We start from the raw sequence: 25,408 nt of genomic DNA, 5'->3' as shown, positions 1-25,408 counted from the left end.
ATATCAGTCTGGCTTATTAGACAAAAAATCAATGAAAATCAAATAACTGTCATGAATCTACAGAACCTGCTGGAGTCGGTGAACCAGCTCAGCCAGGCTCCCCGCCTGCATTTTTTCCATCACTCTTGCCCGGTGAACCTCAACGGTACGGACCGCAATATTCATTGCATCTGCGATTTCCCGGTTCATCAACCCTTGTGCCACCAGACCGGCCAGTTGGCGTTCCTTTGGGGTAAGCTGTTGGTAGCAAGCGACAATCTCATGGCGCGTGCATGCCGTAATGGAAACCTGCAGAGCATGTTCCAACGCGACCTGAAGTGGTCCGGCAGAAACCGGCTTTTGCAGAAAATCGACCGCTCCACGTTTCATTTGCGCGACCGCCATCGGTACATCGCCATGCCCGGTAAGAAAGACCACCGCCAGCGTGCTGCCGCGCCGTAGCATCTCGTCATGTACACCTTGTCCATCCAGTCCCGGCATACGCATATCCAGCAATACAACCCCGACCTGATGCAGATTGACCTCGGCCAGGAAGGTTTCTCCGTGCTGCCAGCACCGGACCTCGTATCCCAGACTTTCCAGTAAAAATGCGCAGGCCTGGGTGACGGCTACATCGTCATCCAGCAGATGAATGATCGCCACAATCGCCCCCTTTCTGTGTTGGCTTAAAATGTAATCTTACCGCGACACCCGCCCGACCATCTGGAGCCTGTTGATTGTTGATGCTAATCTCGCCGCCGGCATAGCGAACCAGGCGTTGGCATATGACCAATCCCAGCCCCATTCCTTCTTTGCGGGTAGTCATAAACGGTTGGAACGCTTGATAAAGCTGAGTTTCATCGATTCCCCCGGCGTTATCCTGTACCTGTATGCTGATACCGTCGTCCTCATGTTGAGCGGTAAACCACACCGTGCTGGCCCCTGCCTGAGCGGCGTTAAGCACCAGATTTGCCAGTACTTGTTCCAGCAGAACGCTGGGCAGCGTCAGCGTTAAGTTTGCGCTGACCGTCGTTTGCAGCGTGACGTCAGGGAATTGCTGTGTCATACGCAATAATTGCCACACGTGGTGGACAGCATCACGGATGTTGATCGCCTGCCAGTCATCCGTCATTACTGGATTGCCCTGGGCCTGGCTGGCCCACAGACGCAGATTGCGCAACGTATCGGCCCCCCGCTGTGCCTGAGCATCTATCTGTTCAAGCGCAGGTAACAGCGGATGCTGTTGATCCTGACTGCGCAGGCGAATCAGGCAGCCTTGCGCATAGTGACGGATAGCCGAGAGCGGCTGGTTAAGTTCATGGGCAAACCCGGACGTCATCTCGCCGAGGACGCTCATCTGACGCGCGGTTTCCAGTGCCTGCTCCTGCTTGCGCAACAGTACATTGTTACGCTCCAGCAGCCTGCCGCGACGACGGACCAACAGCATCACCCAGATGTAGTTGAGTGTGAGCAACAGCAGAACTACCGCTGCTGCCCCCATTACCAGTTGATGCTGGATAAACCAGCTTTTGATATCCAGCCACAGTTGACGCTGCTGCGGGTGCTGACGAACGTCACGTAGTAACGTTTCGACCTCGCGGGTCGAGGCGGGAGCTCCCCAGCGAAAAGGCGCATCTTGTGGTGCATTAAACAGAACCCGGGTGACGCGATCGGCAAGTTCATCACTCACTGCAGGCAGTGCGGCGAAGGACCAGTCAGGATAAAGCGGCGTGCTGCTCAGGCAGGGAATCGACGTCGGATGGTTGAGCACCACCTTAAAATCTGCTTTATGGATCAGCCCTTCTTCATCCATTTTTTCCAGCAGACACACCGGCACAATCACGGCCTGAACGGCTTTCTCACGCAATAAATACACTAACGCATCGGCAGGAAAACCCGTGAACCTCAGGCGCAAATCGCGCTCCGGGCGCAATCCCGCATCGATAAGCGCTTTATAACCCAGCAAATAGCCGCCAAATGCCTGGGCATCGATCGCCCCAACCGTTTTGCCGATCAGATCGTGTGCCGACGCGATCTCTCCGTCACGCCTGACCAGGATCGCACTACCAATCACATTGCTGGTCGCTTTTCCGCCGCGGGTGGAGCGTAAGGATGCCAGCCAGCGTAGCGCTGCGCGGTTGTTTAACTGCACAAACTGCGCCGGATTGGTTACCACAAACTGCACGGTTCCCCGGTTCACGGCATCTTGCATCTGGTGCAGGTCCAGCGGTTGAATATGAAACCGTTCACCGGCGATTTGCTGATTCAGCAGGGTTTCCAGCGGCTGCCAGTGATTACGTGTGGTGACCTCCCCACGCATGGCTAAGACGCCAATGTTCCATGTCTGCGCCCAGGCCGCTCCGCTCAGCATCCACAACGCTGCCAGCACCGTCAGGCAATGTACTACTTTACATCTCACGCCATTATCCCTGTCATTTATGTTGTTTTAGATCAACAACAAGCCGGGTATGTGGTTAACCACAATAGAGTACCCCCGCCACGATTTTTACACTGTAAATCATCAAGATTCTTTATTCATCACACGCAAACCAACGGCGTGACCAATGTTTCGTTGTTGCATTGTGACGGGAGAAAATATGGACAGCAGTAAACGGCAGTTTCTCCAGCAACTGGGCGTTCTGACCGCAGGCGCATCCCTGGTTCCCCTGGCTCAGGCCGAGTTTCCCTTCTCGCCAGAACGCCACGAGGGGTCGCGCCAGCATCGCTACGCCATGTTGATTGATCTGCGGCGGTGTATCGGCTGTCAGGCCTGTACCGTCAGTTGCGCCATTGAAAACCAGACGCCTCAGGGCGCGTTTCGTACCAACGTCAACCAGTATCAGGTACAGGTTGAGGGTCAGCAAAGCGTCACCAACGTGCTGCTGCCGCGCCTGTGTAACCATTGCGATAACCCACCTTGTGTGCCCGTTTGTCCCGTGCAGGCCACCTTTCAGCGCGAAGATGGCATTGTAGTGGTCGACAATACGCGCTGTGTGGGCTGCGCCTACTGCGTGCAAGCCTGCCCATACGATGCTCGGTTTATTAACCATGAAACGCAGACCGCCGACAAATGCACATTTTGCGTGCACCGCCTGGAAGCCGGGCTGCTCCCGGCCTGCGTGGAGTCCTGTGTGGGCGGCGCGCGCATCATTGGCGACATCAACGATCCGCACAGCCGGATTTCACGCATGCTGCACGAACACCATGACACCATCAAAGTCCTGAAACCGGAAAGCGGCACCTCGCCTCACGTGTTCTATCTGGGGCTAGATGACGCCTTCGTCACCCCGTTGATGGGACGTGCTCAACCCACTCTGTGGCAGGAGGTTTAAATGACCCATTCACTGATTATCGAAGAGGTGCTGGCCCATCCGCAGGAAATAAGCTGGTTGCCCTGGGCGGTACAGTATTTCTTTTTCATTGGCATTGCCGCCTGCGCGGCGCTGTTCGCCTGCGTGCTCCACTGGCGTAAAAAAGCGCAGCCGCAGCTAGAAAACCTGACGCTGCTGATCGCCCTGACCTGTGCCATCACCGCCCCGCTGGCGCTGACCGCGGATCTGCACCAGACCGCGCGCGTCTGGCATTTCTATGCCTATCCGACACCGTGGTCATGGATGCCGTGGGGGGCACTGTTTTTACCGTTGTTCACCGGGTTTCTCGGGCTGTGGTTTCTGGCGCAGCAGGTCAAACGGTTTACGCATAAAAGTTACAGCGTCACTAAATGGCTAGCTGTGGGCAGCGCGCTCTCAGCCATTGGATTATTGGTGTATACCGGCCGCGAAGTCTCCGTCGTGCAGGCGCGTCCCATCTGGTTCAGCTATGCCTTCCCGCTGGCGATGTTCCTCAGCGCGCTGCAAACCTTCTTCGCCCTGCTTATCGCCAGCATAAACCGCGACAGCACACTACCGCGCAAACTGGCATGGGGGCAGATTGTCACGTTGATCGCCCTGGCCATTGTGATGGCGTGGTGGGTGAGCGGCGATACGCTTTCCGGGTCGGCGATTCGCCAGTGGCTGGATGTCGCCGCGTCTGCACGGCACTACGCCATCGGCTGGGTAGTGCTGTGGGCTGTCTCACTGGCACTTTGCGGATGGGTGTTACGTCACCCATCGTCATTACCGCTGCGCATTACGCTGGCCTTCAGCGCCATGGCGCTGTGCTGGCTGATGCGCTGGACGATACTGATTCAGGTGCAGACCATCCCCAAATTTAACGCGCAATTCAATCCGTACTCCCTGCCCGGCGGCACAGATGGCTGGCTGGCCATTGTAGGCACCTTTGGCCTGTGGGTTGCGCTACTCATTATTGTTCATGAAGGCCTCAACGCGATCGCAAGGAGAATGCAACATGGCTAATTTAACCCGTCGTCAGTGGCTTAAAGTTGGTCTCGCCGTTGGCGGGATGGTGACCTTTGGCCTGAGTTATCGGGATGTGGCAAAGCGCGCGATTGACGGTTTGCTGGATGGCACCTCGGGGAAAATCACCCGCGATCGCATCTTCGGCAATGCGCTGATCCCCGAAGCCAACGCCCAACCGCGCTGGCAGCAGAATCCGCAGCAGGTGATCGCCATGACCCAGTGCTTCGGCTGCTGGACCCAGTGCGGTGTGCGGGTCCGCGTCGACAGCAAAGCGGGGAAAGTTCTGCGCATTGCGGGCAACCCCTACCACCCACTGTCGCATGAACATCACATTGATTCGTCGGTTCCGTTTGCCACGGCAATGGAACAACTGGCGGGCGAAAGCGGTCTTGATGCGCGTTCCACCGCCTGCGCCCGGGGCGCAACCCTGCTCGAAGGCCTGTACAGCCCGCTGCGAATTCTGGAGCCGATGAAGCGCGTCGGTAAACGTGGCGAAGGTAAATGGCAGCGCATCAGCTTTGAACAGCTCATCAAAGAGGTGGTGGAAGGCGGCGACCTGTTTGGTGAAGGTCACGTTGACGGCCTGCGGGCCATCCACGACCCCATCACCCCGTTAGATGCTAAGCACCCCGGCTTTGGCCCGAAATCCAATCAACTGCTGGTCACCAATACCAGCGACGAGGGACGCGATACGTTTATCCGCCGTTTCGCACTGAACAGTTTTGGTAGTAAAAACTTCGGCGCGCACGGTGCGTATTGTGGGCTAGCGTATCGGGCCGGTTCCGGCGCGCTAATGGGCGATCTGGATAAAAACACCCACGTCAAACCGGACTGGGATAACGTTGAGTTCGCGTTATTTATGGGCACCTCCCCGGCGCAGTCCGGCAACCCGTTTAAGCGCCAGGCTCGCCAACTCGCCAGCGCCCGCTTACGCAATGATTTCGAGTATGTCGTTGTCGCACCCGCCCTGCCATTAACCACGGTACTGGCTGACGATCGCGGTCACTGGCAGCCTGTGCACCCGGGGAGCGACTCGGCGCTGGCAATGGGAATGATCCGCTGGATCATCGAAAAGCAGCGTTACAACGCCGATTACCTCGCCATCCCTGGTGTCCAGGCCATGCAACAGGCCGGAGAAAAAAGCTGGACCAACGCCACGCATCTGGTGATTACCGATGAGATCCCAACGCTTGCCGGACAGCATCTCACGCTCGCCCATCTGAACACCGACGCGCCTGGCGAACCGCTGGTCGTTAACGAGACCGGTGACATGGTAGCAGCCAGCAGCTGTCAACGCGCACAGCTGTTCGTGACCCGCGAAGTAACGCTGGCCGACGGGCAAACCGTGACGGTCAAAAGCGGATTCCAGCGTCTGAAAGAGTCTGCCGAAAAGCTGTCACTGGCGCAATACAGCCAGCAGTGCGGCGTGTCGGAGGCAAAAATAGGCGCGCTGGCGGACGCCTTTACCCGTCACGGGCGTAAAGCGGCGGTGATCACCCACGGCGGGATGATGGCAGGCAACGGATTTTACAACGCCTGGGCGGTGATGATGCTGAATGCGCTGATTGGCAACCTCAGCCTCGAAGGCGGCGTCTTTGTGGGCGGCGGTAAATTCAACGGTGCCACTGACGGACCGCGCTACAATATGGACAGTTTCGTCGGAAAGGTGAAACCGAAAGGCCTGAGCATCGCACGCAGCAAAACCGCCTATGAATCCTCTGAAGAGTACCGTAATAAAGTGGCTGCTGGACAATCGCCCTTCCCGGCAAAAGCCCCGTGGTATCCGTTTGTCGCCGGGCAGTTGACCGAATTACTCGTCTCGGCGCTCGAAGGCTACCCGTATCCGCTAAAAGCCTGGATCTCCAACATGACCAACCCGTTTTACGGCATTGCGGGGCTGCGTGGCGTAGCGGAAGAAAAGCTCAAAGATCCGGCTCGTCTGCCGCTATTTATTGCCATTGATGCTTTTATGAACGAAACCACCGCGCTGGCGGACTATATTGTCCCGGATACCCACAACTTCGAAAGCTGGGGATTCAGCGCCCCGTGGGCAGGCGTGGCGAGCAAGGCCACCACCGCCCGCTGGCCGATTGTTGCACCCGCCACCAGCAAAACCGCCGACGGCCAACCAGCATCCATGGAGTCATTTTGCATCGCGGTGGCAAAACGCATCGGGCTGCCGGGCTTTGGCGATAACGCCATTACCGATCCGCAGGGCAATCACTATCCGCTGAACCGCGCGGAAGATTACTACCTGCGCCTGGCCGCCAACATTGCGTTTATGGGTAAGGCGCCGGTCGCCGAAGCCGCGCCGGAAGATATCTCGCTGACCGGCGTGACGCGGATCCTGCCGGTCATCACCGACACGCTAAAAGCCGACGAAGTTCGTCGCGTGGCGTTTGTCTACTCGCGCGGTGGTCGTTTTGCGCCAGATAAGAGTGGCCGCACCGATAACCGCGTCGGTAATGCGTGGGAGAAACCTCTGCAAATCTGGAACGCGGATGTCGCCGCGCACCGCCATGCGATCACCGGCGAGCGCTACAGCGGCTGTCCGGCCTGGTATCCTTCCCGCCTGTCCGACGGGCGTTCGGTGGACGAATTGTTTCCGCAGCAGCAATGGCCGCTGAAGATGATCTCCTTTAAGTCCAATACCATGTCCAGCGCCTCGGCGGTGATCCCACGTCTTCACCATCTCAAGCCTGTGAATCTGGTGGCGCTCAACCCGCAGGACGGCGCGCGTTATGGTGTGTCACACGGCGACACGGTGCGCATCATCACGCCGGGTGGACACGCACAAGCGCAGGTCAGCCTGCTCAACGGCGTTATGCCGGGCGTTATCGCAATTGAACATGGCTACGGACATAAAGAAATGGGGGCAGCACAGCATACGCTTGACGGAGAGCCGATGGCGTTTGATGAAAAGATTAAATCGGGGATTAATATTAACGATTTGGGTTTTGCCGACCCGACGCGTCAGGTGGCCAATACCTGGCTGGACTGGGTCTCAGGAGCGTCTGTGCGCCAAGGGCTACCGGCGAGAATCGAGCGAGTGCAACTCTAGCGCCGGATGGCAACGCTACTGCGTTTTACCCGGCCTACAGACGTTGTAGGCCGGGTAAGGCGAAGCCGCCACCCGGCAGAAAGTGGATCAGTTATTTACCGGGATCACCGCGCCTTTATATTTGGTGCGGATCCAGTCCTGAATTTCTTTTGAGTGCAGTGCGTCAACCAGCGCCACAATATCCTTTTTCTTCTCATCGCCGCGATGCACGGTAATGATGTTGGCATACGGGTTGTTTTCGCCGCTTTCGACAGCAATCGGATCTTTCACCGGATCCAGCCCGGCATCGATAGCGTAGTTGGCGTTGATCACCACTGCATCGCCTTCATCGTTGTTATACATCTGCGGCAACAGTGCCGCTTCAACGTTAGGCAGGAACTTCAGCTTTTTCGGGTTCTCAACGATGTCGCTGATGCGCGCGGTGACTTTATCAACGCCTGGCTTGAGCTTAATCACACCCTCTTTTTCGAAAATCGACAGAATGCGCCCTTCTTCGGACACCGCATCACGCATGATGATCTTTCCGCCCTCCGGCAGGTCCTTCAGCGACTTTACCTTTTTAGAATAGATACCAATCGGCTCAATGTGAATCGCCCCGGCGCTGACGAAATCATAGGTCTTATCACCCGCATGATCCTTCAGTACGCTGTTCAGGTACGGAATATGCTGGAAGTAGTTGGCGTCAATCTCACGCCCCGCCAGCGCGGTGTTTGGCAGAATGTAGTCCTGGAACGGTTTAATCTCCAGCTCGATCCCCTGCTTTGCCAGGATCGGTTTCGCCTGTTCGAGGATCTCAGCGTGCGGCACGTTGGACGCGCCCACGGTCAGCGTATCTGCCCACGACGCAAAGCTCAGGGCGCTTAAGGTGGCGGCGGCGAGTAATGTCAGTGATTTTTTCATGATAATGGTTTCCGTATTTTATTAGCGTTTATCTAACAGAGAGGTGATCACATCGCCGCAAAACTGGATGATGAAGACAATAACCAGAATGGTCACCGTCGCCACCAGCGTAACGTCGCTGTGGTTGCGCTGGAATCCTTCCAGATAAGCCAAATTCCCTAAACCACCGGCACCAATCACACCAGCCATTGCGCTGTAGCTAACCAGGGCAATCAGCGTCACGGTGATACCGGACACCAGAGCGGGCGATGATTCCGGCAGTAAAACCCGAAAAATAAGCGTACTCAGACGTGCCCCCATGGAGCGGCTCGCTTCAATAACGCCTTTATCTACTTCACGCAGGGCAATTTCGACCAGACGGGCATAGAACGGTGCGGCACCCACGATCAGCGCGGGTAGCGCGGCGTTGGCACCAAGAATGGTGCCAACCAGCGTTTTGGTCACCGGGATCAGCAGCACGATCAAAATGATGAACGGGATTGAGCGGAAAATATTCACGATCAACGAGATGGCGCTGTACAGCGTGCGGTTCTGATACAGGCCGCCACGCGCGGTCAGAAATAGCGCCAGTCCGAGCGCAATACCCAGCACAAAGGTCGCCACACCGGAAAGCGCGGTCATGTAGAGCGTTTCCTGAGTTGCCGCGAACAGTTGGTCCCATTTCAGATGGGGAAACAGGGAATCAGCCATGTTGGATAACCTCGCCGTCAACGTCGCTGTGGCGCAGATCGGCCAGAATATTGTTGAGTTGTTCTTCAGTGGCCACCACGTGCACCCACAGTTGACCAAACGCGCCATGGGCGGTTTGCGTCATCTTGCCGTGCAAAATGTTAAACGGCAGGCCGTAGCGCAGGGTCAGCTCCCCGACCACAGGCCGATGGGTACGCTGTCCGGTAAACGTTAACTTAATCACCGCACCGCCGAGTTCGCTTGCCAGTTGCGGATTAAACTCATCTTCCTCGGCATATTGACTTACCTGACGGACAAACTGACGGGTGATCGGCTGCTGCGGGTGGCTAAACACGCTGAGCACATCGCCCTCTTCAACCACTTTGCCGTTCTCCATCACCGCCACGCGATCGCAAATTTTGCGCACCACGTGCATCTCATGAGTGATCAGCACAATGGTTAATTTGAAACGCCGGTTAATATCGAGCAGCAAATCCAGGATTTGATCGGTGGTTTGCGGATCCAGCGCGGAGGTGGCTTCGTCGCACAACAGCACGTCCGGGTTGTTCGCCAGCGCACGGGCAATCCCGACACGCTGTTTTTGCCCACCGCTGAGCTGCGACGGCCAGGCGTTTTCTCGACCATCCAGCCCGACCAATGTAATCAGTTCGGCCACACGTGCTTTAATTTTTGCTTTTGGTACACCGGCGATTTGCATTGAGAAGGCAATGTTTTCGCTGACGGTCCGCGACCACAGCAGATTAAAGTGCTGAAACACCATGCTGATTTTCAGTCGTGCCTGGCGTAACGATTCCCCGCGCGCCGTGGAGATATTGTGACCATTGACGGTCACACTGCCGGAAGTTGGCTGTTCAAGGCCGTTAAGCAGGCGAATCAGGGTGCTCTTACCGGCACCGCTGTAGCCAATAATTCCGTAAATCTGCCCCTGTTCAACCGTCAGGTTGACGTTATCGACAGCGGTAATAGCAAGCCTGCCTGGCGTAAACACTTTCGAAATATTTTTCAGGACAATCATGTCGTTTGGGTATCCGCTGCTGCTTATCGTTATCCTGCTAACGCTTTTGGCTGTTTAGCAGTATGGATGTCCAAACGAGTGTAATCAGGGAAATGGGCTTTTGATATGAATTAAAAAGAATTTGATATAACTATAAGGAATAACTGTTTTGCACTATTGTCGTTTGCAAGAGCCGGGAATGGAGAACCTCGTGTTGTTGCGCAACAGACCACCGCTGCGGACAACCTCTTTATCCATAGCAATGAACAAATTCGTGAATATTTTTTCGTGAAACTGCACAGAACGCTTTTGAAACACCGTTTCCATTTTCCTTTTAGATAATTTTCAGCGTATAATGCGCGCCAATTGTCTCTTGAATGGTTTCAGCACATTGACCTGTAAAACTCAACGACTACAAAACTCTCCTACCCGTTGGGCTGAAACGCAAGCACACATTCCTCTGCACGCTCTTTCGATGTCACCTATCCTTAGAGCGAGGCATCACAACTTTCGTAACTCAGGTTTAGCTTCCCATCCGTGCGCGACGGAAGCCAGATTTCCATATCCTTCTCAACTTAAAGACTAAGACTGTCATGAAAAAGACGAAAATTGTTTGCACCATCGGTCCGAAAACCGAATCCGAAGAGATGTTAACCAAAATGCTGGACGCGGGCATGAACGTCATGCGTCTGAACTTCTCCCACGGCGATTACGCAGAACACGGTCAGCGCATTAAGAACTTGCGCAACGTGATGAGCAAGACCGGCAAGAAAGCGGCCATCCTGCTCGACACCAAAGGTCCGGAAATCCGTACCATTAAACTGGAAGGCGGTAACGACGTTTCTCTGAAAGCGGGTCAGACCTTCACGTTCACCACCGACAAATCTGTCGTAGGTAACAACGAAATCGTTGCTGTTACTTATGAAGGCTTCACCAATGACCTGTCCGTTGGCAACACCGTGCTGGTTGACGATGGTCTGATCGGCATGGAAGTTACCGCAATCGAAGGTAACAAAGTTATCTGTAAAGTGCTGAACAACGGCGACCTGGGCGAAAACAAAGGCGTTAACCTGCCGGGCGTTTCTATCGCGCTGCCAGCACTGGCTGAAAAAGACAAACAGGACCTGATCTTCGGTTGCGAGCAAGGCGTTGACTTCGTTGCGGCGTCCTTTATCCGTAAACGTTCTGACGTCATTGAAATTCGTGAGCACCTGAAAGCGCACGGCGGCGAAAACATTCAGATCATCTCCAAAATCGAAAACCAGGAAGGCCTGAACAACTTCGACGAGATCCTCGAAGCGTCTGACGGCATCATGGTTGCACGTGGCGATCTGGGCGTAGAAATCCCGGTTGAAGAAGTTATCTTCGCGCAGAAGATGATGATCGAAAAATGCGTACGCGCACGTAAAGTGGTCATCACCGCGACTCAGATGCTGGACTCCATGATCAAAAACCCACGTCCGACCCGTGCTGAAGCCGGTGACGTGGCAAACGCCATCCTCGACGGTACTGATGCAGTCATGCTGTCTGGTGAATCCGCTAAAGGTAAATACCCGCTGGAAGCCGTTTCTATCATGGCAACCATCTGTGAACGTACCGACCGCGTGATGACCAGCCGTCTGGACAACAGCCATGACAACCGCAAACTGCGTATTACCGAAGCCGTTTGCCGTGGTGCTGTAGAAACCGCTGAAAAACTGGAAGCTCCGCTGATCGTCGTAGCGACCCAGGGTGGTAAATCCGCTAAAGCCGTACGTAAATACTTCCCGAACGCGACCATTCTGGCGCTGACCACCAACGAAGTGACTGCGCGTCAGCTGGTTCTCAGCAAAGGCGTGGTGCCGCACCTGGTGAAAGAAATCGCTTCTACTGATGATTTCTACCGTCTGGGTAAAGAAGTTGCGCTGCAGTTAGTTGAGCGCGGCCTGGCACAGAAAGGTGACGTTGTAGTGATGGTTTCCGGTGCGCTGGTACCGAGCGGCACCACCAACACGGCATCTGTTCACGTGCTGTAATAATTCCATCGGGAATTAATTTGCCTAAAAAGCGCCCTTGCGGCGCTTTTTTTATTTCCGCGTTAGCTACTATTAATAAAAAATCAAATCGGATTTCACTATCTAATTAGAGATTATCTAAGATGAATCCGATGGAAGCTTTCTGTTTTCACTCGGGTTTTTAGCCGTTTTTGCACAATTCGATGCTTCTTTGAGCGAACGATCAAAAATAAGTGCATTCGCATCAAAAAAATATTCTCAACCTAAAAAGCTTTGTGTAATACTTGTAACGCTACATGGAGATTAACTCAATCTAGAGGGTATTAATAATGAATCGTACTAAACTGGTACTGGGCGCGGTAATCCTGGGTTCTACTCTGCTGGCAGGTTGCTCCAGCAATGCTAAAATCGATCAGCTGTCTTCTGACGTTCAGACTCTGAACGCTAAAGTTGACCAGCTGAGCAACGACGTGAACGCAATGCGTTCCGACGTTCAGGCTGCTAAAGATGACGCAGCACGCGCTAACCAGCGTCTGGACAACGCAGCTACTAAATACCGTAAGTAATAGTATCTGTGTAATAGAAATGGCGCACATTGTGCGCCATTTTTTTTGCCCTTCATTCCTCCTTCCCTGTTACTGCATCGTCCGCACGTCCCCTGCTTCTGGCAATCCATTCTGTGCCGACTTCACCTCTGGCCCGTTAGCCACAATCGGTGCCTGCCCGGCCGTAACGGTAACCGGATAACCTGCCCGACGATACAGCGCCCGATCCACCAGCCCCAGGTCTACGGCTTTACTGTCTTTAAACTGGGTAAAACCGGCAGGCAGTACATACGGCATGGTCTGTACGTTTTGTTCTTCCTCTGGCGACAATGGTCGGTGCACTTCAACATAACGCATGCCGTTAGGCTCGATGGCGTATTTTATCGGCTCATTAATCACTCTGACCGGCGTGCCGGTTCTGACCTGAGCAAACAGGGCTTTGATGTCCGGCGCGTTCATGCGAATACAGCCAGAACTGACGCGCAGGCCTACACTGTCGGGTGCGCTGGTACCGTGGATGAGGTATTCACCGTTTCCATGCGCCAGACGCAGCGCAAAGCGTCCTAACGGGTTATTGGGCCCGGCGGGCACTACAGGGGGTAGCGTAATGCCGCGCTCCAGAGAACGCTTACGGATGCCTGGTGTTGGGGTCCATGTAGGGTTAGGGATTTTCTGTCCCACCCGAGTTTCCATCACCGGGGTCTCCAGTCCCTGTAAACCAATGCCAATCGGGAATACCTGAACAATATTCTCTCCCGGCGGGAAATAATACAGACGCAATTCTGCCAGATTAACAATAATACCTTCGCGCGGCGCATCCGGTAACAGCAGTTGCGAAGGAATCGTAATCAGGGTGCCGGGGCTGGGTACCGGGGCGATCGTATTATTCGCTTCGAGGATCAGCATCGCGGCGGTATCAAAGCGGCGGGCTATTGCCTGCAAATTTTTATCGCCTTCCTGCACGGTGTAGGTTTGATTCTGCCCGACAAGACGACTGTTCGCCGCAGGCAAAGGATAATCGACCGCCCAGGCGGCCTGTATAGCGCTGTAAGCGCCAATTAGCATTAGAGTAATAATAGACGCGCGTTTCATACTCACTCACCCCCCTGGCGTTATTGCCGGATAACGGCTGCTGCGGTATCCGGCCGACGAGTCATTGCATAAATCTGCTCAGCGTTATCTTGCAAGGTTTGCCGGATAACGTGTTTTATCAGTTTAGCTAAGAGCTGCCGCTTGCGTACGAATAGCGCGAATCATCGCTTCCAGCCCCTGTGAACGCGATGGCGTGAGATGTTGCGTCAGCGCCATTTTCTCGAACCACGGACGCACATCAAAACGCACAATATCTTCGGCAGTCATTCGATCATATAAAATGAATACCACAGCAATCAGTCCTTTCACAATTGCCGCATCACTGTCGCCCTGTAATTCAATAATTCCGTCAGCATTCTGACGCATTGTTATCCATACCTGACTCTGACAGCCCTGAATACTATTTTTCTCACAGCGATCATCAGCATTTAATTCTGGTAAACGCTGACCTAATTCAATGATATACAGATACTTCTCTTCCCAGTTCGCGCAGCGCAGAAAATTACGCAACAACTTTTCTTTATCCGGTAGCGCAGCCATACCCCCTCCCTGTTATCCCAATAAGTGATGAATACGTTTAAGTCCCGTTACCAGTCGATCCACCTCTTCCTGAGTGTTGTACATGGCAATCGAGGCCCGGCACATCGCAGGGACGTTATAATATGCCATCAACGGCATGGCGCAGTGGTGCCCGGTGCGTACAGCAATACCGTAGTTATCAAGAAAACTACCCACGTCGTAGGCGTGGTGTTTACCGAGGTTAAACGCGATGACGCCCAGACGCGCCTGCGGACCGTACAACGTCAGATCCGGCACACTGGCCAGCTGTTCTAGCGCGTAGCACATCATGAACTGCTCGTACTCGCTGATGTTATCCAGACCCAGCGCACTCACATATTCAATGGCAGCGCCCAGGCCGATAATACCGCCGGTATTGGGCGTTCCCGCTTCAAAACGCCACGGCGCTTTCGTCCAGGTGGTTCCCTGGCTCAGGCTAACCGTTGCTATCATTGAGCCCCCGCCTTCCCAGGGCGGCATCTCCTGCAACAGCGACTCACGGGCATACAGCACGCCAATGCCGGTGGGTCCATACAGCTTATGGGCGGAGAAGACATAAAAGTCGCAATCCAGCGCCTGCACGTCTACTTTATGGTGCATCACCGCCTGCGCACCATCGACCAGCACTTTTGCCCCGTGCTGATGCGCCAGCGCAATCATCTCTGCTAACGGGTTTTCGGTGCCCAGCACGTTGGATACATGGGTAATCGCCAGCAGTTGGGTGCGTTCGTCGAACAGAGTTGGCAGAGTATCCAACTGCAAGGTGCCATCAGCATTCAGGGGGATGACACGCAGCTCAGCACCCACGCGGGCACACAGCATCTGCCATGGCACGATGTTGGCGTGGTGTTCCATCTCACTGATGATGATGTTATCCCCCGCCCGCACATTGCTGGTGCCCCAACTGTTGGCTACCAGATTAATGCCCTCGGTCGTGCCACGCACAAATACCAGTTCTTCAGCGGAGCGGGCATTAATAAACAGCGACGCCAGCTTACGCACATTCTCCATTTTTTCCGTCGCCTGGGCGCTTAAGGTATGAATACCACGGTGAACCGCCGCATAGCCATGGCGGTAAAACTCAGCTTCGGCATCAATCACCTGATTCGGCTTTTGCGCGCTGGCAGCGCTGTCCAGATACGCCAGCGGCAGGCCGTTCACTTCACGGGTCAGGACCGGAAAGTCAGCCCGCACTTTTTCAATCGGAAATGTCATGCTACGCCTCCCGGCAGGCGTTGGGCTATACGCGCCAGAACCTGTTGTTTAAGCGTTTCATCGCTCAGGGCTTCCGTCAGCTCAGCGGCAAACGCATAGAGAATCATCTGTTGAGCATCCTGCTGGCCGATCCCACGCGAGCGCAGATAGAACATCTGCTCATCGTCGATCCGCCCTACCGTCGCGCCGTGGCTGCATTTCACGTCATCGGCATAGATTTCCAGTTGCGGTTTGGTGTCCACTTCCGACAGCTTACCGAGCAGCAAATTATTGTTCGTCATCTGTCCGTCGGTTTTAATCGCGTGCTGCGCCACGTTGATCAGACCATTGAACACCGCCCGACCTTTATCGCTGACGATGGTTTTATGCAGTTGGCGGCTGTTGCAATAGCCTTTGTTATGCTCAAGCCAGGTGCGGGTATCGCAGACTTCGTTTTTCACCGGCATCGCCAGACTGTTAATCCGCAGCGTGGTGTTTTCGCCGTTCAGTTGGGTGCTGGTGTTATGGCGCAACACCGCGTCGCCGAGCAAAAAGCTGTGGCTCACCGCCGTAGCATCTGCGCCCAACTGAATGTCGTTATGGGCGAAGTGATGGCTGACCGGGTTCTCAAACGCCAGCTTGATATGCTGCAAGTGGGCATTGGCCGCCACGTTCATCGTAACGCGCGCGCCGGTAAAGTGCTTCAGCGCATTGAGGCTGACAAAATGTTCGATGAGGGTGGCTTCTGCGCCCTCCGCCAGTTCAAGGTGGTGGCGATAATGCGCGGTATTGACGTCATCGCCCGCCACTCCCTGGGTGATGTGCATCAACAGTAGCGGTTTCGCCGGGCGCTGATTACGCTTCACCTTGATATGCGTCACACTGCGCGACAGGCTTTCCGTCAGATGCAGAAAAACCTCTGGCTGAATCGGTGCCGGTAGCGACAGGTGCGCATCGTCAACAGTAATGTCAAAGCCGCTACCGTCCGTGCTGTCGCTAAGCGCTTCGCAGAATTGCCCGTCGACAAACACCAGACGCACAGCATCAATGCCAGTGGCTAACGCCTCGCACTGCGCCGGGGTTATCGCGGCAAGATGACTAACAAACTGGCTACTGGTTAATCCTTCCAGCGGCGTGTATTTCCAGTCTTCATGCTTACGCGTAGGCAGCCCAAGACGCAGCATCTGCTGTAAGTGCTGCTGCGCGTGCTGCGAGCGGGTTTCGCCCTGTGACTCAAACAAGTGATGCCACTGCTGCAGCACATTACTGCTGTTCACTAAGCCAGCCATATCCTTGCTCCTCCAGCTGTTTAACCAGCGTGAAATCGCCGGACTTAACAATGCGTCCCTGATACAAAACATGGACGTAATCGGGTTTGATATAGTCGAGGATGCGCTGATAGTGGGTGACAATAATGAATGAACGCTTGCCGTCGCGCAGCGAATTGACGCCATCAGCGACAATTTTTAGCGCATCAATATCCAACCCCGAATCAGACTCGTCGAGAATGCACAGCTGAGGCTCCAGCACCGCCATCTGCAAAATATCATTGCGTTTTTTCTCACCGCCGGAGAAACCGACGTTTACCGAGCGGGTGAGCAAATCCTCCGGCATTTTCAACAGCGCGATTTTCTCCTCCATCAAATCCTGGAAGTCGAATCGATCCAGCGCGTCTTCGCCACGGTAACCGCGCACTGCATTAAGCGCGGTTTGCAGGAAAAACTGATTGCTGACGCCGGGAATTTCCACCGGGTATTGAAACGCCATAAAGATGCCTTCACCAGCCCGGTCTTCCGGCGACAGTTCCAGTAAATCTTTACCGTTAAATTCCACCGTTCCCCCGGTGACGGCATAATCATCACGCCCGGCCAATGTTGCCGACAGCGTGCTTTTTCCTGAACCGTTCGGCCCCATAATGGCGTGAACTTCACCCGGGCGGACCTCCAGGCTCAGCCCGCGCAGGATCGCCTTCTCTTCGACGCTGACCTGTAAATCTTTAATGCTTAACATGTGCTTTCCTTAAATTTTAACCGACGCTGTGTTCAAGGCTGATGGCGAGAAGTTTTTGCGCTTCAACAGCGAACTCCAGCGGCAGTTCAGAGAACACGTCTTTACAGAACCCGTTGACGATCATCGAGATGGCGTCTTCTTCGCTGATACCGCGCTGCAGACAGTAGAACAGCTGGTCTTCACCAATACGTGAGGTGGTGGCTTCGTGTTCAAGCTGGGCGCTGTTGTTGCGACACTCTACGTACGGGAAGGTGTGCGCCCCGCAGTCCGCACCAATCAGCATCGAGTCACACTGGGTATAGTTACGGGCGTTGGTGGCCGTCGGCATGATTTTTACCAGGCCGCGATAGCTGTTCTGGCTGTGCCCGGCGGAGATCCCTTTCGAGATAATGGTCGATTTGGTGTTCTTGCCGATGTGGATCATCTTGGTGCCGGTATCGGCCTGCTGATGACCGCTGGTCAACGCAACGGAGTAGAATTCGCCGATGGAGTTATCGCCGCGCAAAATACAGCTGGGGTATTTCCAGGTGATGGCCGAGCCAGTTTCCGACTGGGTCCACGACATTTTGCTGTTTTCGCCTTCACACAGTGCACGTTTGGTCACGAAGTTCAGAATGCCGCCGGTGTTGCCATCGCCAGGGTACCAGTTTTGCACCGTCGAGTATTTCACTTCAGCATCTTTGTGGATGATCACTTCCACCACCGCCGCGTGCAGCTGATAGCTGTCGCGCACCGGAGCAGAACATCCTTCAATGTAGCTGACGTAGCTGCCTTCATCCGCCACCAGGATAGTGCGTTCAAATTGCCCGGTTTTTTCCGCATTAATACGAAAATAGGTGGAAAGCTCCATTGGGCAGCGTACGCCTTTCGGCACATAGATAAACGTACCGTCTGAGGCAACCGCCGCATTCAGCGCGGCAAAGAAATTGTCGTTGCCCGGCACCACCGTGCCGAGATATTTTTTCACCAGTTCCGGGTGATCATGAATGGCCTCACCGAACGAGCAGAAAATAATGCCTTGCTCCGCCAGCTTTTCACGATAGGTGGTCGCCACCGATACCGAGTCAAAAATGGCATCGACCGCCACTTCTCGCCCTTCACGTACCGGCACGCCAAGTTGTTCGAAAGCGTCCTCAACCTCTTTACTTAAAAACGCATTCGCGCCCGTTTGCTGTACCGCTCCCGGCTCGGAGGCGCAGGTCTCATCGCAGTTACCGCAGGAAGGTGCGGAGTAATAGCTGTAATCCTGATAATTCAGCTTATCGTAATGCGCTTTTAACCAGTGCGGCTCCTCCATCGTCAGCCACGCCTTAAACGCATCCAGGCGAAATGCCAGCATCCAGTCCGGTTCGTTGCGTTTCGCGGAAATCGCCCGCACGACTTCTTCATTGATGCCCTTCGCCAGTTCATCAGTTTTTAGTTGGGTGAAGAATCCCTCTTTATAATTGAGGTGTCCGCCAGCCCAGGTGTTGACATCGTCAGTTGCTTCAGTGTTACGCGACATAGTACCGCCTATACCCCAAAACTTTCGCCACAGCCGCATTCGTTCTGGGCTTTCGGGTTATGAAATTTAAATAACTGATTTAATCCTTCACGAACAAAATCGACTTCGGTTCCGTCAATAAACGGCATCGCCTGTAACGGCACATACAGCCTGGCGCCATCGGTTTCGAACACCAGATCGTCTTTTTCCGGTTGGCTGACGGTATCCAGCACATAGCCAAACCCCGCACATCCTGTTTGCTTCACGCCTAACCGCACGCCCAGCATATCGGGCTGTTTCGCCACCAGCTCACGAATATGCGCCGCTGCGGCTGACGTTAACGTCAACCCACGCCATGCAAAATCGTTCGGATTAAATGTTCCTGAATGCAATTCCATAGGGTTACCTCGAGTCATTAACCTGCACGCTACAACACCATGTTAGTGATAATGATTATCACTTCAACCCCTGATCAGCAGGGGCATTCGGGTTAACCGCCTTTTTTGGTTACTTTTATTAAGCATAGACCCTGCGGCGAGGGTTTACAGAGAGCGATTATTTTGTTCAATGCTTTGATAAATAATGGGTTACAAACCGTTAATCGTTCAGCAAGGTAAAACGCAAAAAGATGTATAGAAAATGTCTATTTAAGAGATAGGGGAAAGACGGAGAAATAGAGGTAACCGCGTGCAAAACAGCGCAGACAGACAATAAAAAAACCCTTAAGGCTGCTCTATTAGCAGGCTTAAGGGTTCCGACCCCATCCGGCGCTTATCTCCGGCACTCACGATGGCTTAGCTCTTGAAGGGGCGATAAGAATAGTCTCACGACCTGACGCCGTGTTTTTAACACAAACTGCGGTTTGTCTGATTTACAGGCAGACGCAGCTCACATATTCAGACCAGAATCTCATGCAGGGCATCCAATAGCAGACGCAGCCCTGCCGGTTGATGCTCACGAGACAGGTATAAGCCGTAAATTGGCAGACGTCGCGGCTTGAGTTGGGGCAAAAGCCGGATCAACTGGCCGCGTGCCAGCCCTTCACGCGCCTCTTGTTCCGGCACCAGCGCAATACCCATACCAGCCAGCGCCGACTCACATAATAGCGCAGAGATCCCCGCGCTGAGATTTCCCTTTATCGCCACCGATACAGCGTTGCCCTGCTCATCATCAAAGTGCCATGATTTTCCGGCAAACCCGCTGTAGTAAAGGCAATTATGCTGGGCGAGACAGTCCAGGGTTTGCGGAATGCCATGCTGGCGCAGGTAGTCCGCAGAGGCGCATAACACCGACTCACAGTCACCCAGACGACGGGCGATAGTACCCGGTTCAGGATTATCCGTAATGCGGATCGCCGCATCAATACGTTCACCGACCAGGCTCACCGGTTGATTGTTAATCTCAACCTCAATGCGCAGTTCAGGGAAACGCGCCAGAAAAACGGGCAGTACCGGCGCCAAAATATGCATCGCAGTAAAATGCGCGCAAGCCACACGTAGCGTGCCGGAAGGAATCTCTGCTGCGCTGGCGGCGCTGATATCCAGCGACAGCTGCGCCAGCGAGCGCGTCTTCACTAACGCCTCTTCCCCTGCGGGCGTAATGGTCAGCCGACGCGATGAACGGTGGATTAACCTTGCACCCGCCCATTTTTCCATCTCGTCGAGGTAGCGACTGACCATCGGACGGGAAAGCCCCAGCGCGCGCGCTGCGGCGCTCAGGCTGCCCAAATCGCAGATGTGGTTAAACACCGTTGCCGCCATGACTCTGTCCATTGCATCCCATCCGATCGTTTTATGAAACTCAGCATGTCCTGATAGAGGAATTCTAACAGATCCAAATATCCGTAAAATAAAGAACAAGAAAAAGACATTTCATCTGCAAAAGGTTATCCCCCATGAAAGTGAACGCCCTGGCCCTGCTGTTACCTCTGTTTGCCTCGCCGGTATTCGCCGCGCCACTCCAGCTTGACGTCTACAATCCCCAGGAAAAAGCTATTTTCCCGGTATCCTCAACGCTGGTGTCCGGCCCGAAAGAGGCCATTTTATTTGATGCGCAATTCAGCACCAAAGACGGTGAAAAGCTGGTGCAGATGATTCGCGACAGCGGCAAAAAACTGCAGGCCATCGTGATCACCTCTGGCGATCCGGATTTTTATTTTGGTCTGCAGCCGATTGTTAACGCCTTTCCCGAGGTAAAGATTTTGGCAACACCGCACGTCGTGGAGCACATTCGTGCTACCAAAGATGCCAAACTGCAGTTTTGGGGCCCGCAGATGAAAGACGGCGCACCAACGACGCTCATCGTGCCACAGGTCACGACGCAGACACGCTTTACCATTGATGGTGAAACGCTGGAACTGCGCCGCTCAAATGATTACGCGGCCTATGTCTGGATCCCGGCTAACCGGGCGATCCTCGGCGGCACCGGCGTGGCTTCCGGTATTCATGTCTGGACTGCGGACACACAGTCTCCTGAACAGCGTCGCGCATGGCGCAACGTGCTGAGCGAAATGCAAACCTTACGCCCAACCGAGGTGATCCCCGGTCACTACATCGGCGAACGCCCGGCAGGCGATCAAGCGATCCGCTTCACCGGTGATTACTTGCACGCTTTTGAGCAGGCGCTGGGCGCAAAAAAAGGGTCTGCATATGTGATTAAAACGATGAAGGCGGCATGGCCAGGACTTGCGGACGACAGCTCGCTGGAGCTGAGTGCGAAGGTCAATACCGGGGAGATGAAATGGTAAACCCGATTTAAGGCAAAAAATAACCCCGAACAGGTGTCGGGGTTTTCATCACGATAAGCATACTGGAATCAATGAACGCCGTGCCGCCAGGCAAAATAGATTTCTTCTTTGAGTTCAGTCGAAGAAAGCGCCAGTAAATCAGCAAACTCCAGCTCTAATTGTTTCAGTCTTTTCAGGTACTGAGCCGGTGAAAGATCGCTGTTATCACGACGTATAAATTCTATTGCCAGTTGGGCCGGGTCTAATTGGGTAGACATATCATCCTCGCTTGTGTTCAAAACCTGCACAGTATAGCACCTTTCCCTGCGCAGATAATGACCAAACGCAACATGCGTCACAAAATAGCGGTCGTCAGACGCGAGGTACAGCACAACCGTCCCTGTTCATCGAAGATTTCGATTTGCCAGACCTGATGGCGAGAACCGGTATGCAGCGCGCTGCACACCCCTCTCACTCGCCCTTCCCGCGCGGAACGGATATGGTTGGCATTGACCTCAAGACCCACCACTTTTTGATCACCTTGAGTGCATAAATAGCCGGCCACCGAGCCAATGCTTTCGGCCAGCACCACCGACGCGCCACCGTGTAACAGGCCAAAAGGCTGTTTGGTCCGGTGATCCACCGGCATTGTGGCTTCCAGCGTATCGTCACCAATGTGCTCAAAACGAATATCAAGCAGACCAACCATATTTCCCTCACCCATGGCATTGAGCGCCTCGAGTGAAACTTCACGTTTCCAGATCATCCAATAATCTCCAGCAGTGCCTGTAATGGGTGGCGAACGCCCGTGCCTTCCACGCGTTTCACCTGGCTGCGACAAGAATATCCCGCAGCCAGACAGCGATTGCGCGGTAGTCTCTGCATCGCCTGATGCCATGATAGCTCATAGATGCCCAGCGAGTTCTGGTGATTCTTCACTTCATGACCGTACGTGCCCGCCATGCCGCAGCACCCGACACTGACGTTTTCCAGCTGCGCGCCAAATTTGGCAAAAATGGCCGCCCACTGCGCTGGCGCACCCGGCAGGGCCGTTACTTCGGTGCAGTGTCCAAAGAAATACCACGGCTCACCCGCAACAGCAGCAGGCTGCTGAGAGGCCAGGACGGTTGACAGCCACTCGTTCACCAACAGTACATGGAAGTCTCCACGCTGCTCGCCAAGCGCCAGCTTGTATTCATCGCGATAGCACAATACCAGCGCCGGATCGACGCCGACCATTGGGATGTTCAACGTCGCCACCCGATTGAGAAATTCAGAGGTCTTTTTCGCCGTTTTGGCAAAACGGTTTAAGAAACCCTTAATGTGCTGCGCCTTGCCATTAGGCGAGAACGGTAGCAGGACCGGCTGTAAACCGAGTTTTTCCACCAGGCGGATAAAATCAGCTACCACCTGCGCATCGTAATAGCTGGTGAACGGATCCTGGACCACCAGCACCGTGCGGGCTTTCTGTTCCTGACTCAATAGCTCGAGCTGTTCCAGCGTCATATTGGCGGAGCGGTGCCCGACCAGCTGACGTTGTAACGACGGCGCGGACAGTAGCGGCAAATCCACCATGCCAATATGCTTTTTGGCCAGCGTACGCACCAGCGGCTGGTTAATGAAGAAGTTGAATGTTTTTGGCGCACGCGCCATTAGCGGCGCATAGCTTTCGACGGTTGCCACCATATGATCGCGCAGCGGGCGCAAATAGCGCGTGTGGTACAGTTGCAGGAAGCGAGAGCGAAATTCCGGGACGTCAATTTTGATCGGGCACTGCGTGGAACACGCTTTACATGCCAGACAGCCGGACATCGCCTCTTTGACTTCGTGCGAGAAATCGTACTCCCCCTTGCGCGCATGCCAGCTGTTACGCGTGCGGGCAATTAACGTGCGCAAGCTGGCACCTTTTTCCGGTAACTCTTTTTCCAGATGAACCGGATCGATGCCGCGGTCAGCCAGCAGGCGTAACCATTCCCGTACCAACGTTGCGCGTCCTTTGGGGGAGTGAATTCGGTTCATGCTGATTTTCATCGACGGGCACATGGGGCTGTTGGCATCGAAGTTAAAACATAACCCGTTGCCGTTACACTCCAGCGCCCCACGCCACTCCTGCCTTACGGCCAGTGGGATCTGGCGATCGTAGGTACCGCGTTTAACCGCATCGACCTTCATCATCGGCGCATCGACGCCTTCCGGTGGGCATATTTTACCAGGGTTCAGTCGGTTTTGCGGATCAAACGCCGACTTAACCTTGCGCAGTTCACCGTACAATTCATCGCCAAAGAAAGCCGGACTGTACTCCGCGCGGAATCCTTTGCCGTGTTCGCCCCACAGCAGGCCGCCGTATTTTGCCGTCAATGCCACCACGTCATCAGAAATGCGTTTCATCAGCACTTCCTGCTGCGGATCGCACATGTCCAGCGCAGGCCTGACGTGTAACACCCCGGCATCCACGTGACCAAACATGCCATAGCTCAGGCCGTGGCCGTCAAGCAGCGCGCGGAACTCCGCGATATAATCCGCCAGATGCTCAGGCGGTACGCAGGTATCCTCCGCGAACGGAATCGGCTTGGCGGCCCCTTTTGTATTACCCAGCAGACCGACGGCTTTTTTGCGCATCGCGTAGATACGCTCCACGCCCGCCAGCTCAGTACACAGCTGCCAGCCAATAACGCCAGCTTCCTGACGGGCAATTAAACCGTCCAGGCGTTCACACAACGCGCTGACCTGCTCATCAATCAATGCTTCGTCGTCACCGGCAAACTCGACGATATTCAGTCCCAACATCTCTTTATTCGGTACATCGGTAATCAGTTCGCTAACCGAATGCCAGACAATGTCTTCGCGTGCCAGATTCAGCACCCTGGAGTCCACGGTTTCTACCGACAGCGCGCGCGCGTCAACCATTACCGGGGCATTGCGCAAAGCGGAATCAAATGAGTCATATTTGACGTTGACCAGCCGCCGCACTTTCGGCAATGGCGTGATATCGAGGCGAGCCTCGGTAATAAATGCCAGCGTGCCCTCGGAACCGGTGAGGATGCGGGTTAAATCAAACTCGGTCATCTCATCGTTAAAGACGTGCCGCAGATCGTAGCCGGTTAAAAACCGATTCAGCTTCGGAAACTTATCCACGATCAGCTGACGATTTTCGCGACAGCGCTGGTAAACGGTCTTATAGATGCGCCCGATGGTGGTATTGGTGTTACCGAGCATTTCAGCCAGTTCCACCGGCATCGGCTGTGTATCAAGGATATCGCCGCCCATCAGTACCGCACGTACGCCCAGTACGTGGTCGGAGGTTTTACCGTATACCAGCGAGCCCTGTCCGGACGCATCGGTGTTGATCATCCCGCCAAGCGTTGCCCGGTTACTGGTCGACAATTCTGGTGCGAAGAAATAGCCGTACGGCTTTAGATACTGGTTAAGCTGGTCTTTTATCACCCCGGCTTCGACCCGTACCCAACCTTCCTGCGGATTGATTTCAATAATGCGGCTCATATAACGGGACATATCCACGATAATGCCCTGATTCAGCGCCTGACCATTGGTACCCGTGCCGCCGCCGCGCGGGGTAAAAATCAACGAGGAAAAGAGAGGTTCTGCCGCCAGACGGGCGATCAGCGCCACATCCGCCGTTGAACGGGGAAAAACCACGGCATCAGGAAGAAGCTGATAAATGCTGTTATCTGTCGACATTGTCAGGCGATCGGCATAGCTCGTTGCCGTGTCGCCCGTAAACCCTTGCTGCTCCAGCGCCTGCAAAAAATTAAGCACCAGTTGAACGACACCAGGTGCCTGAGAAATTTGTGGAATCATTATAGT

22 protein-coding genes are annotated in these 25,408 nt (G+C 54.5%); 6 read left to right on the top strand and 16 right to left on the bottom strand.

What is annotated here, in order from left to right; all coding sequences use genetic code 11:
• Positions 1 to 57: 57 nt before the first annotated feature.
• Both ttrR and ttrS read right to left on the bottom strand, forming a co-directional pair.
• Positions 58 to 642, bottom strand: coding sequence for a tetrathionate respiration response regulator TtrR (ttrR, locus tag FDX22_RS04510; RefSeq protein WP_115258621.1), 585 nt, complete (start codon positions 640 to 642; stop codon positions 58 to 60).
• Entirely contained in the window at positions 617 to 2,398 is a 1,782-nt protein-coding gene (gene ttrS, locus FDX22_RS04505) for a tetrathionate respiration histidine kinase TtrS (protein ID WP_115258622.1), read from the bottom strand. Before ttrS ends, ttrR begins: the two co-directional genes overlap by 26 nt.
• A gap of 178 nt (positions 2,399 to 2,576) precedes the next feature.
• Here ttrS and ttrB point away from each other — a divergent pair, with 178 nt between their 5' ends.
• The 3 genes from ttrB to ttrA are packed head-to-tail and all read left to right on the top strand — an operon-like array spanning position 2,577 to position 7,398.
• Entirely contained in the window at positions 2,577 to 3,311 is a 735-nt protein-coding gene (gene ttrB, locus FDX22_RS04500) for a tetrathionate reductase subunit TtrB (protein WP_324187050.1), read from the top strand.
• Positions 3,312 to 4,334, top strand: a complete 1,023-nt coding sequence (ttrC, locus tag FDX22_RS04495) for a tetrathionate reductase subunit TtrC (RefSeq protein WP_117343027.1) — start codon at positions 3,312 to 3,314, stop codon at positions 4,332 to 4,334.
• On the top strand, positions 4,327 to 7,398 hold the full coding sequence (ttrA, locus tag FDX22_RS04490) for a tetrathionate reductase subunit TtrA (protein WP_146716771.1): 3,072 nt from the start codon (positions 4,327 to 4,329) through the stop codon (positions 7,396 to 7,398). Before ttrC ends, ttrA begins: the two co-directional genes overlap by 8 nt.
• Before the next feature lie 87 nt (positions 7,399 to 7,485).
• Here ttrA and FDX22_RS04485 read toward each other — a convergent pair whose 3' ends face one another.
• Genes FDX22_RS04485 through FDX22_RS04475 form a run of 3 tightly spaced genes read right to left on the bottom strand, consistent with a single transcriptional unit; the run spans position 7,486 to position 10,003 of the window.
• Entirely contained in the window at positions 7,486 to 8,298 is an 813-nt protein-coding gene (locus FDX22_RS04485) for a MetQ/NlpA family ABC transporter substrate-binding protein (RefSeq protein WP_096757208.1), read from the bottom strand.
• A gap of 21 nt (positions 8,299 to 8,319) precedes the next feature.
• On the bottom strand, positions 8,320 to 8,988 hold the full coding sequence (locus tag FDX22_RS04480; protein WP_096757209.1) for a methionine ABC transporter permease: 669 nt from the start codon (positions 8,986 to 8,988) through the stop codon (positions 8,320 to 8,322).
• Complete coding sequence (locus FDX22_RS04475; RefSeq protein ID WP_117343025.1) at positions 8,981 to 10,003, bottom strand: methionine ABC transporter ATP-binding protein; 1,023 nt, start codon at positions 10,001 to 10,003, stop codon at positions 8,981 to 8,983. The genes FDX22_RS04480 and FDX22_RS04475 overlap by 8 nt, the downstream gene beginning before the upstream one ends.
• A 572-nt stretch (positions 10,004 to 10,575) precedes the next feature.
• Between FDX22_RS04475 and pykF the strand changes: the two genes are divergently transcribed.
• Both pykF and lpp read left to right on the top strand, forming a co-directional pair.
• Complete coding sequence (gene pykF / locus FDX22_RS04470; RefSeq protein WP_096757211.1) at positions 10,576 to 11,997, top strand: pyruvate kinase PykF; 1,422 nt, start codon at positions 10,576 to 10,578, stop codon at positions 11,995 to 11,997.
• Between the two features lie 308 nt (positions 11,998 to 12,305).
• Positions 12,306 to 12,542 (top strand): murein lipoprotein Lpp, encoded by a 237-nt coding sequence (lpp, locus tag FDX22_RS04465; protein ID WP_003029373.1) that lies wholly within the window; start codon positions 12,306 to 12,308, stop codon positions 12,540 to 12,542.
• Positions 12,543 to 12,611: 69 nt separating this feature from the next.
• On the opposite strand, the gene FDX22_RS04460 is transcribed toward lpp, so the two are convergent.
• The 8 genes from FDX22_RS04460 to FDX22_RS04425 all read right to left on the bottom strand — a co-directional run bounded on the left by FDX22_RS04460 (position 12,612) and on the right by FDX22_RS04425 (position 20,630).
• Positions 12,612 to 13,613 (bottom strand): L,D-transpeptidase family protein, encoded by a 1,002-nt coding sequence (locus tag FDX22_RS04460; RefSeq protein ID WP_115258626.1) that lies wholly within the window; start codon positions 13,611 to 13,613, stop codon positions 12,612 to 12,614.
• 123 nt (positions 13,614 to 13,736) lie between these two features.
• Positions 13,737 to 14,153, bottom strand: coding sequence for a cysteine desulfuration protein SufE (gene sufE, locus FDX22_RS04455; RefSeq protein WP_146716770.1), 417 nt, complete (start codon positions 14,151 to 14,153; stop codon positions 13,737 to 13,739).
• 12 nt (positions 14,154 to 14,165) lie between these two features.
• A complete protein-coding gene (gene sufS, locus FDX22_RS04450; RefSeq protein WP_117343024.1) occupies positions 14,166 to 15,386 on the bottom strand; it encodes a cysteine desulfurase SufS in 1,221 nt (406 codons plus the stop codon).
• On the bottom strand, positions 15,383 to 16,654 hold the full coding sequence (sufD, locus tag FDX22_RS04445) for a Fe-S cluster assembly protein SufD (RefSeq protein WP_115258629.1): 1,272 nt from the start codon (positions 16,652 to 16,654) through the stop codon (positions 15,383 to 15,385). The genes sufS and sufD overlap by 4 nt, the downstream gene beginning before the upstream one ends.
• Positions 16,629 to 17,375, bottom strand: coding sequence for a Fe-S cluster assembly ATPase SufC (gene sufC / locus FDX22_RS04440; RefSeq protein ID WP_115258630.1), 747 nt, complete (start codon positions 17,373 to 17,375; stop codon positions 16,629 to 16,631). Before sufC ends, sufD begins: the two co-directional genes overlap by 26 nt.
• A 16-nt stretch (positions 17,376 to 17,391) precedes the next feature.
• A complete protein-coding gene (gene sufB, locus FDX22_RS04435; RefSeq protein WP_146716769.1) occupies positions 17,392 to 18,879 on the bottom strand; it encodes a Fe-S cluster assembly protein SufB in 1,488 nt (495 codons plus the stop codon).
• A gap of 8 nt (positions 18,880 to 18,887) precedes the next feature.
• A complete protein-coding gene (sufA, locus tag FDX22_RS04430; RefSeq protein WP_135912125.1) occupies positions 18,888 to 19,256 on the bottom strand; it encodes a Fe-S cluster assembly scaffold SufA in 369 nt (122 codons plus the stop codon).
• A gap of 498 nt (positions 19,257 to 19,754) precedes the next feature.
• Positions 19,755 to 20,630, bottom strand: a complete 876-nt coding sequence (locus FDX22_RS04425) for a LysR family transcriptional regulator (RefSeq protein ID WP_115258632.1) — start codon at positions 20,628 to 20,630, stop codon at positions 19,755 to 19,757.
• A gap of 122 nt (positions 20,631 to 20,752) precedes the next feature.
• On the opposite strand from FDX22_RS04425, the gene FDX22_RS04420 reads away from it, so the two are divergent.
• The gene (locus tag FDX22_RS04420; RefSeq protein WP_146716768.1) at positions 20,753 to 21,604 is read left to right on the top strand and encodes a Vmh family MBL fold metallo-hydrolase; all 852 of its coding nucleotides are present in this window, start codon (positions 20,753 to 20,755) and stop codon (positions 21,602 to 21,604) included.
• Between the two features lie 68 nt (positions 21,605 to 21,672).
• Here FDX22_RS04420 and FDX22_RS04415 read toward each other — a convergent pair whose 3' ends face one another.
• From FDX22_RS04415 to FDX22_RS04405, 3 genes are all read right to left on the bottom strand, one after another.
• Positions 21,673 to 21,861: a YdiH family protein gene (locus FDX22_RS04415; protein ID WP_135912127.1), complete on the bottom strand. Its 189-nt coding sequence runs from the start codon at positions 21,859 to 21,861 to the stop codon at positions 21,673 to 21,675.
• 77 nt (positions 21,862 to 21,938) lie between these two features.
• Positions 21,939 to 22,349, bottom strand: coding sequence for a 1,4-dihydroxy-2-naphthoyl-CoA hydrolase (menI, locus tag FDX22_RS04410; RefSeq protein ID WP_096757221.1), 411 nt, complete (start codon positions 22,347 to 22,349; stop codon positions 21,939 to 21,941).
• The gene (locus FDX22_RS04405; protein WP_146716767.1) at positions 22,346 to 25,402 is read right to left on the bottom strand and encodes an FAD-binding and (Fe-S)-binding domain-containing protein; all 3,057 of its coding nucleotides are present in this window, start codon (positions 25,400 to 25,402) and stop codon (positions 22,346 to 22,348) included. The genes menI and FDX22_RS04405 overlap by 4 nt, the downstream gene beginning before the upstream one ends.
• Between the last annotated feature and the right edge of the window lie 6 nt (positions 25,403 to 25,408).

This window comes from Citrobacter sp. TBCS-14, assembly GCF_005280805.1.
In the GTDB taxonomy this organism is placed as follows: domain Bacteria; phylum Pseudomonadota; class Gammaproteobacteria; order Enterobacterales; family Enterobacteriaceae; genus Citrobacter; species Citrobacter gillenii.
This window is presented reverse-complemented; position numbering and strand designations above follow the sequence as displayed.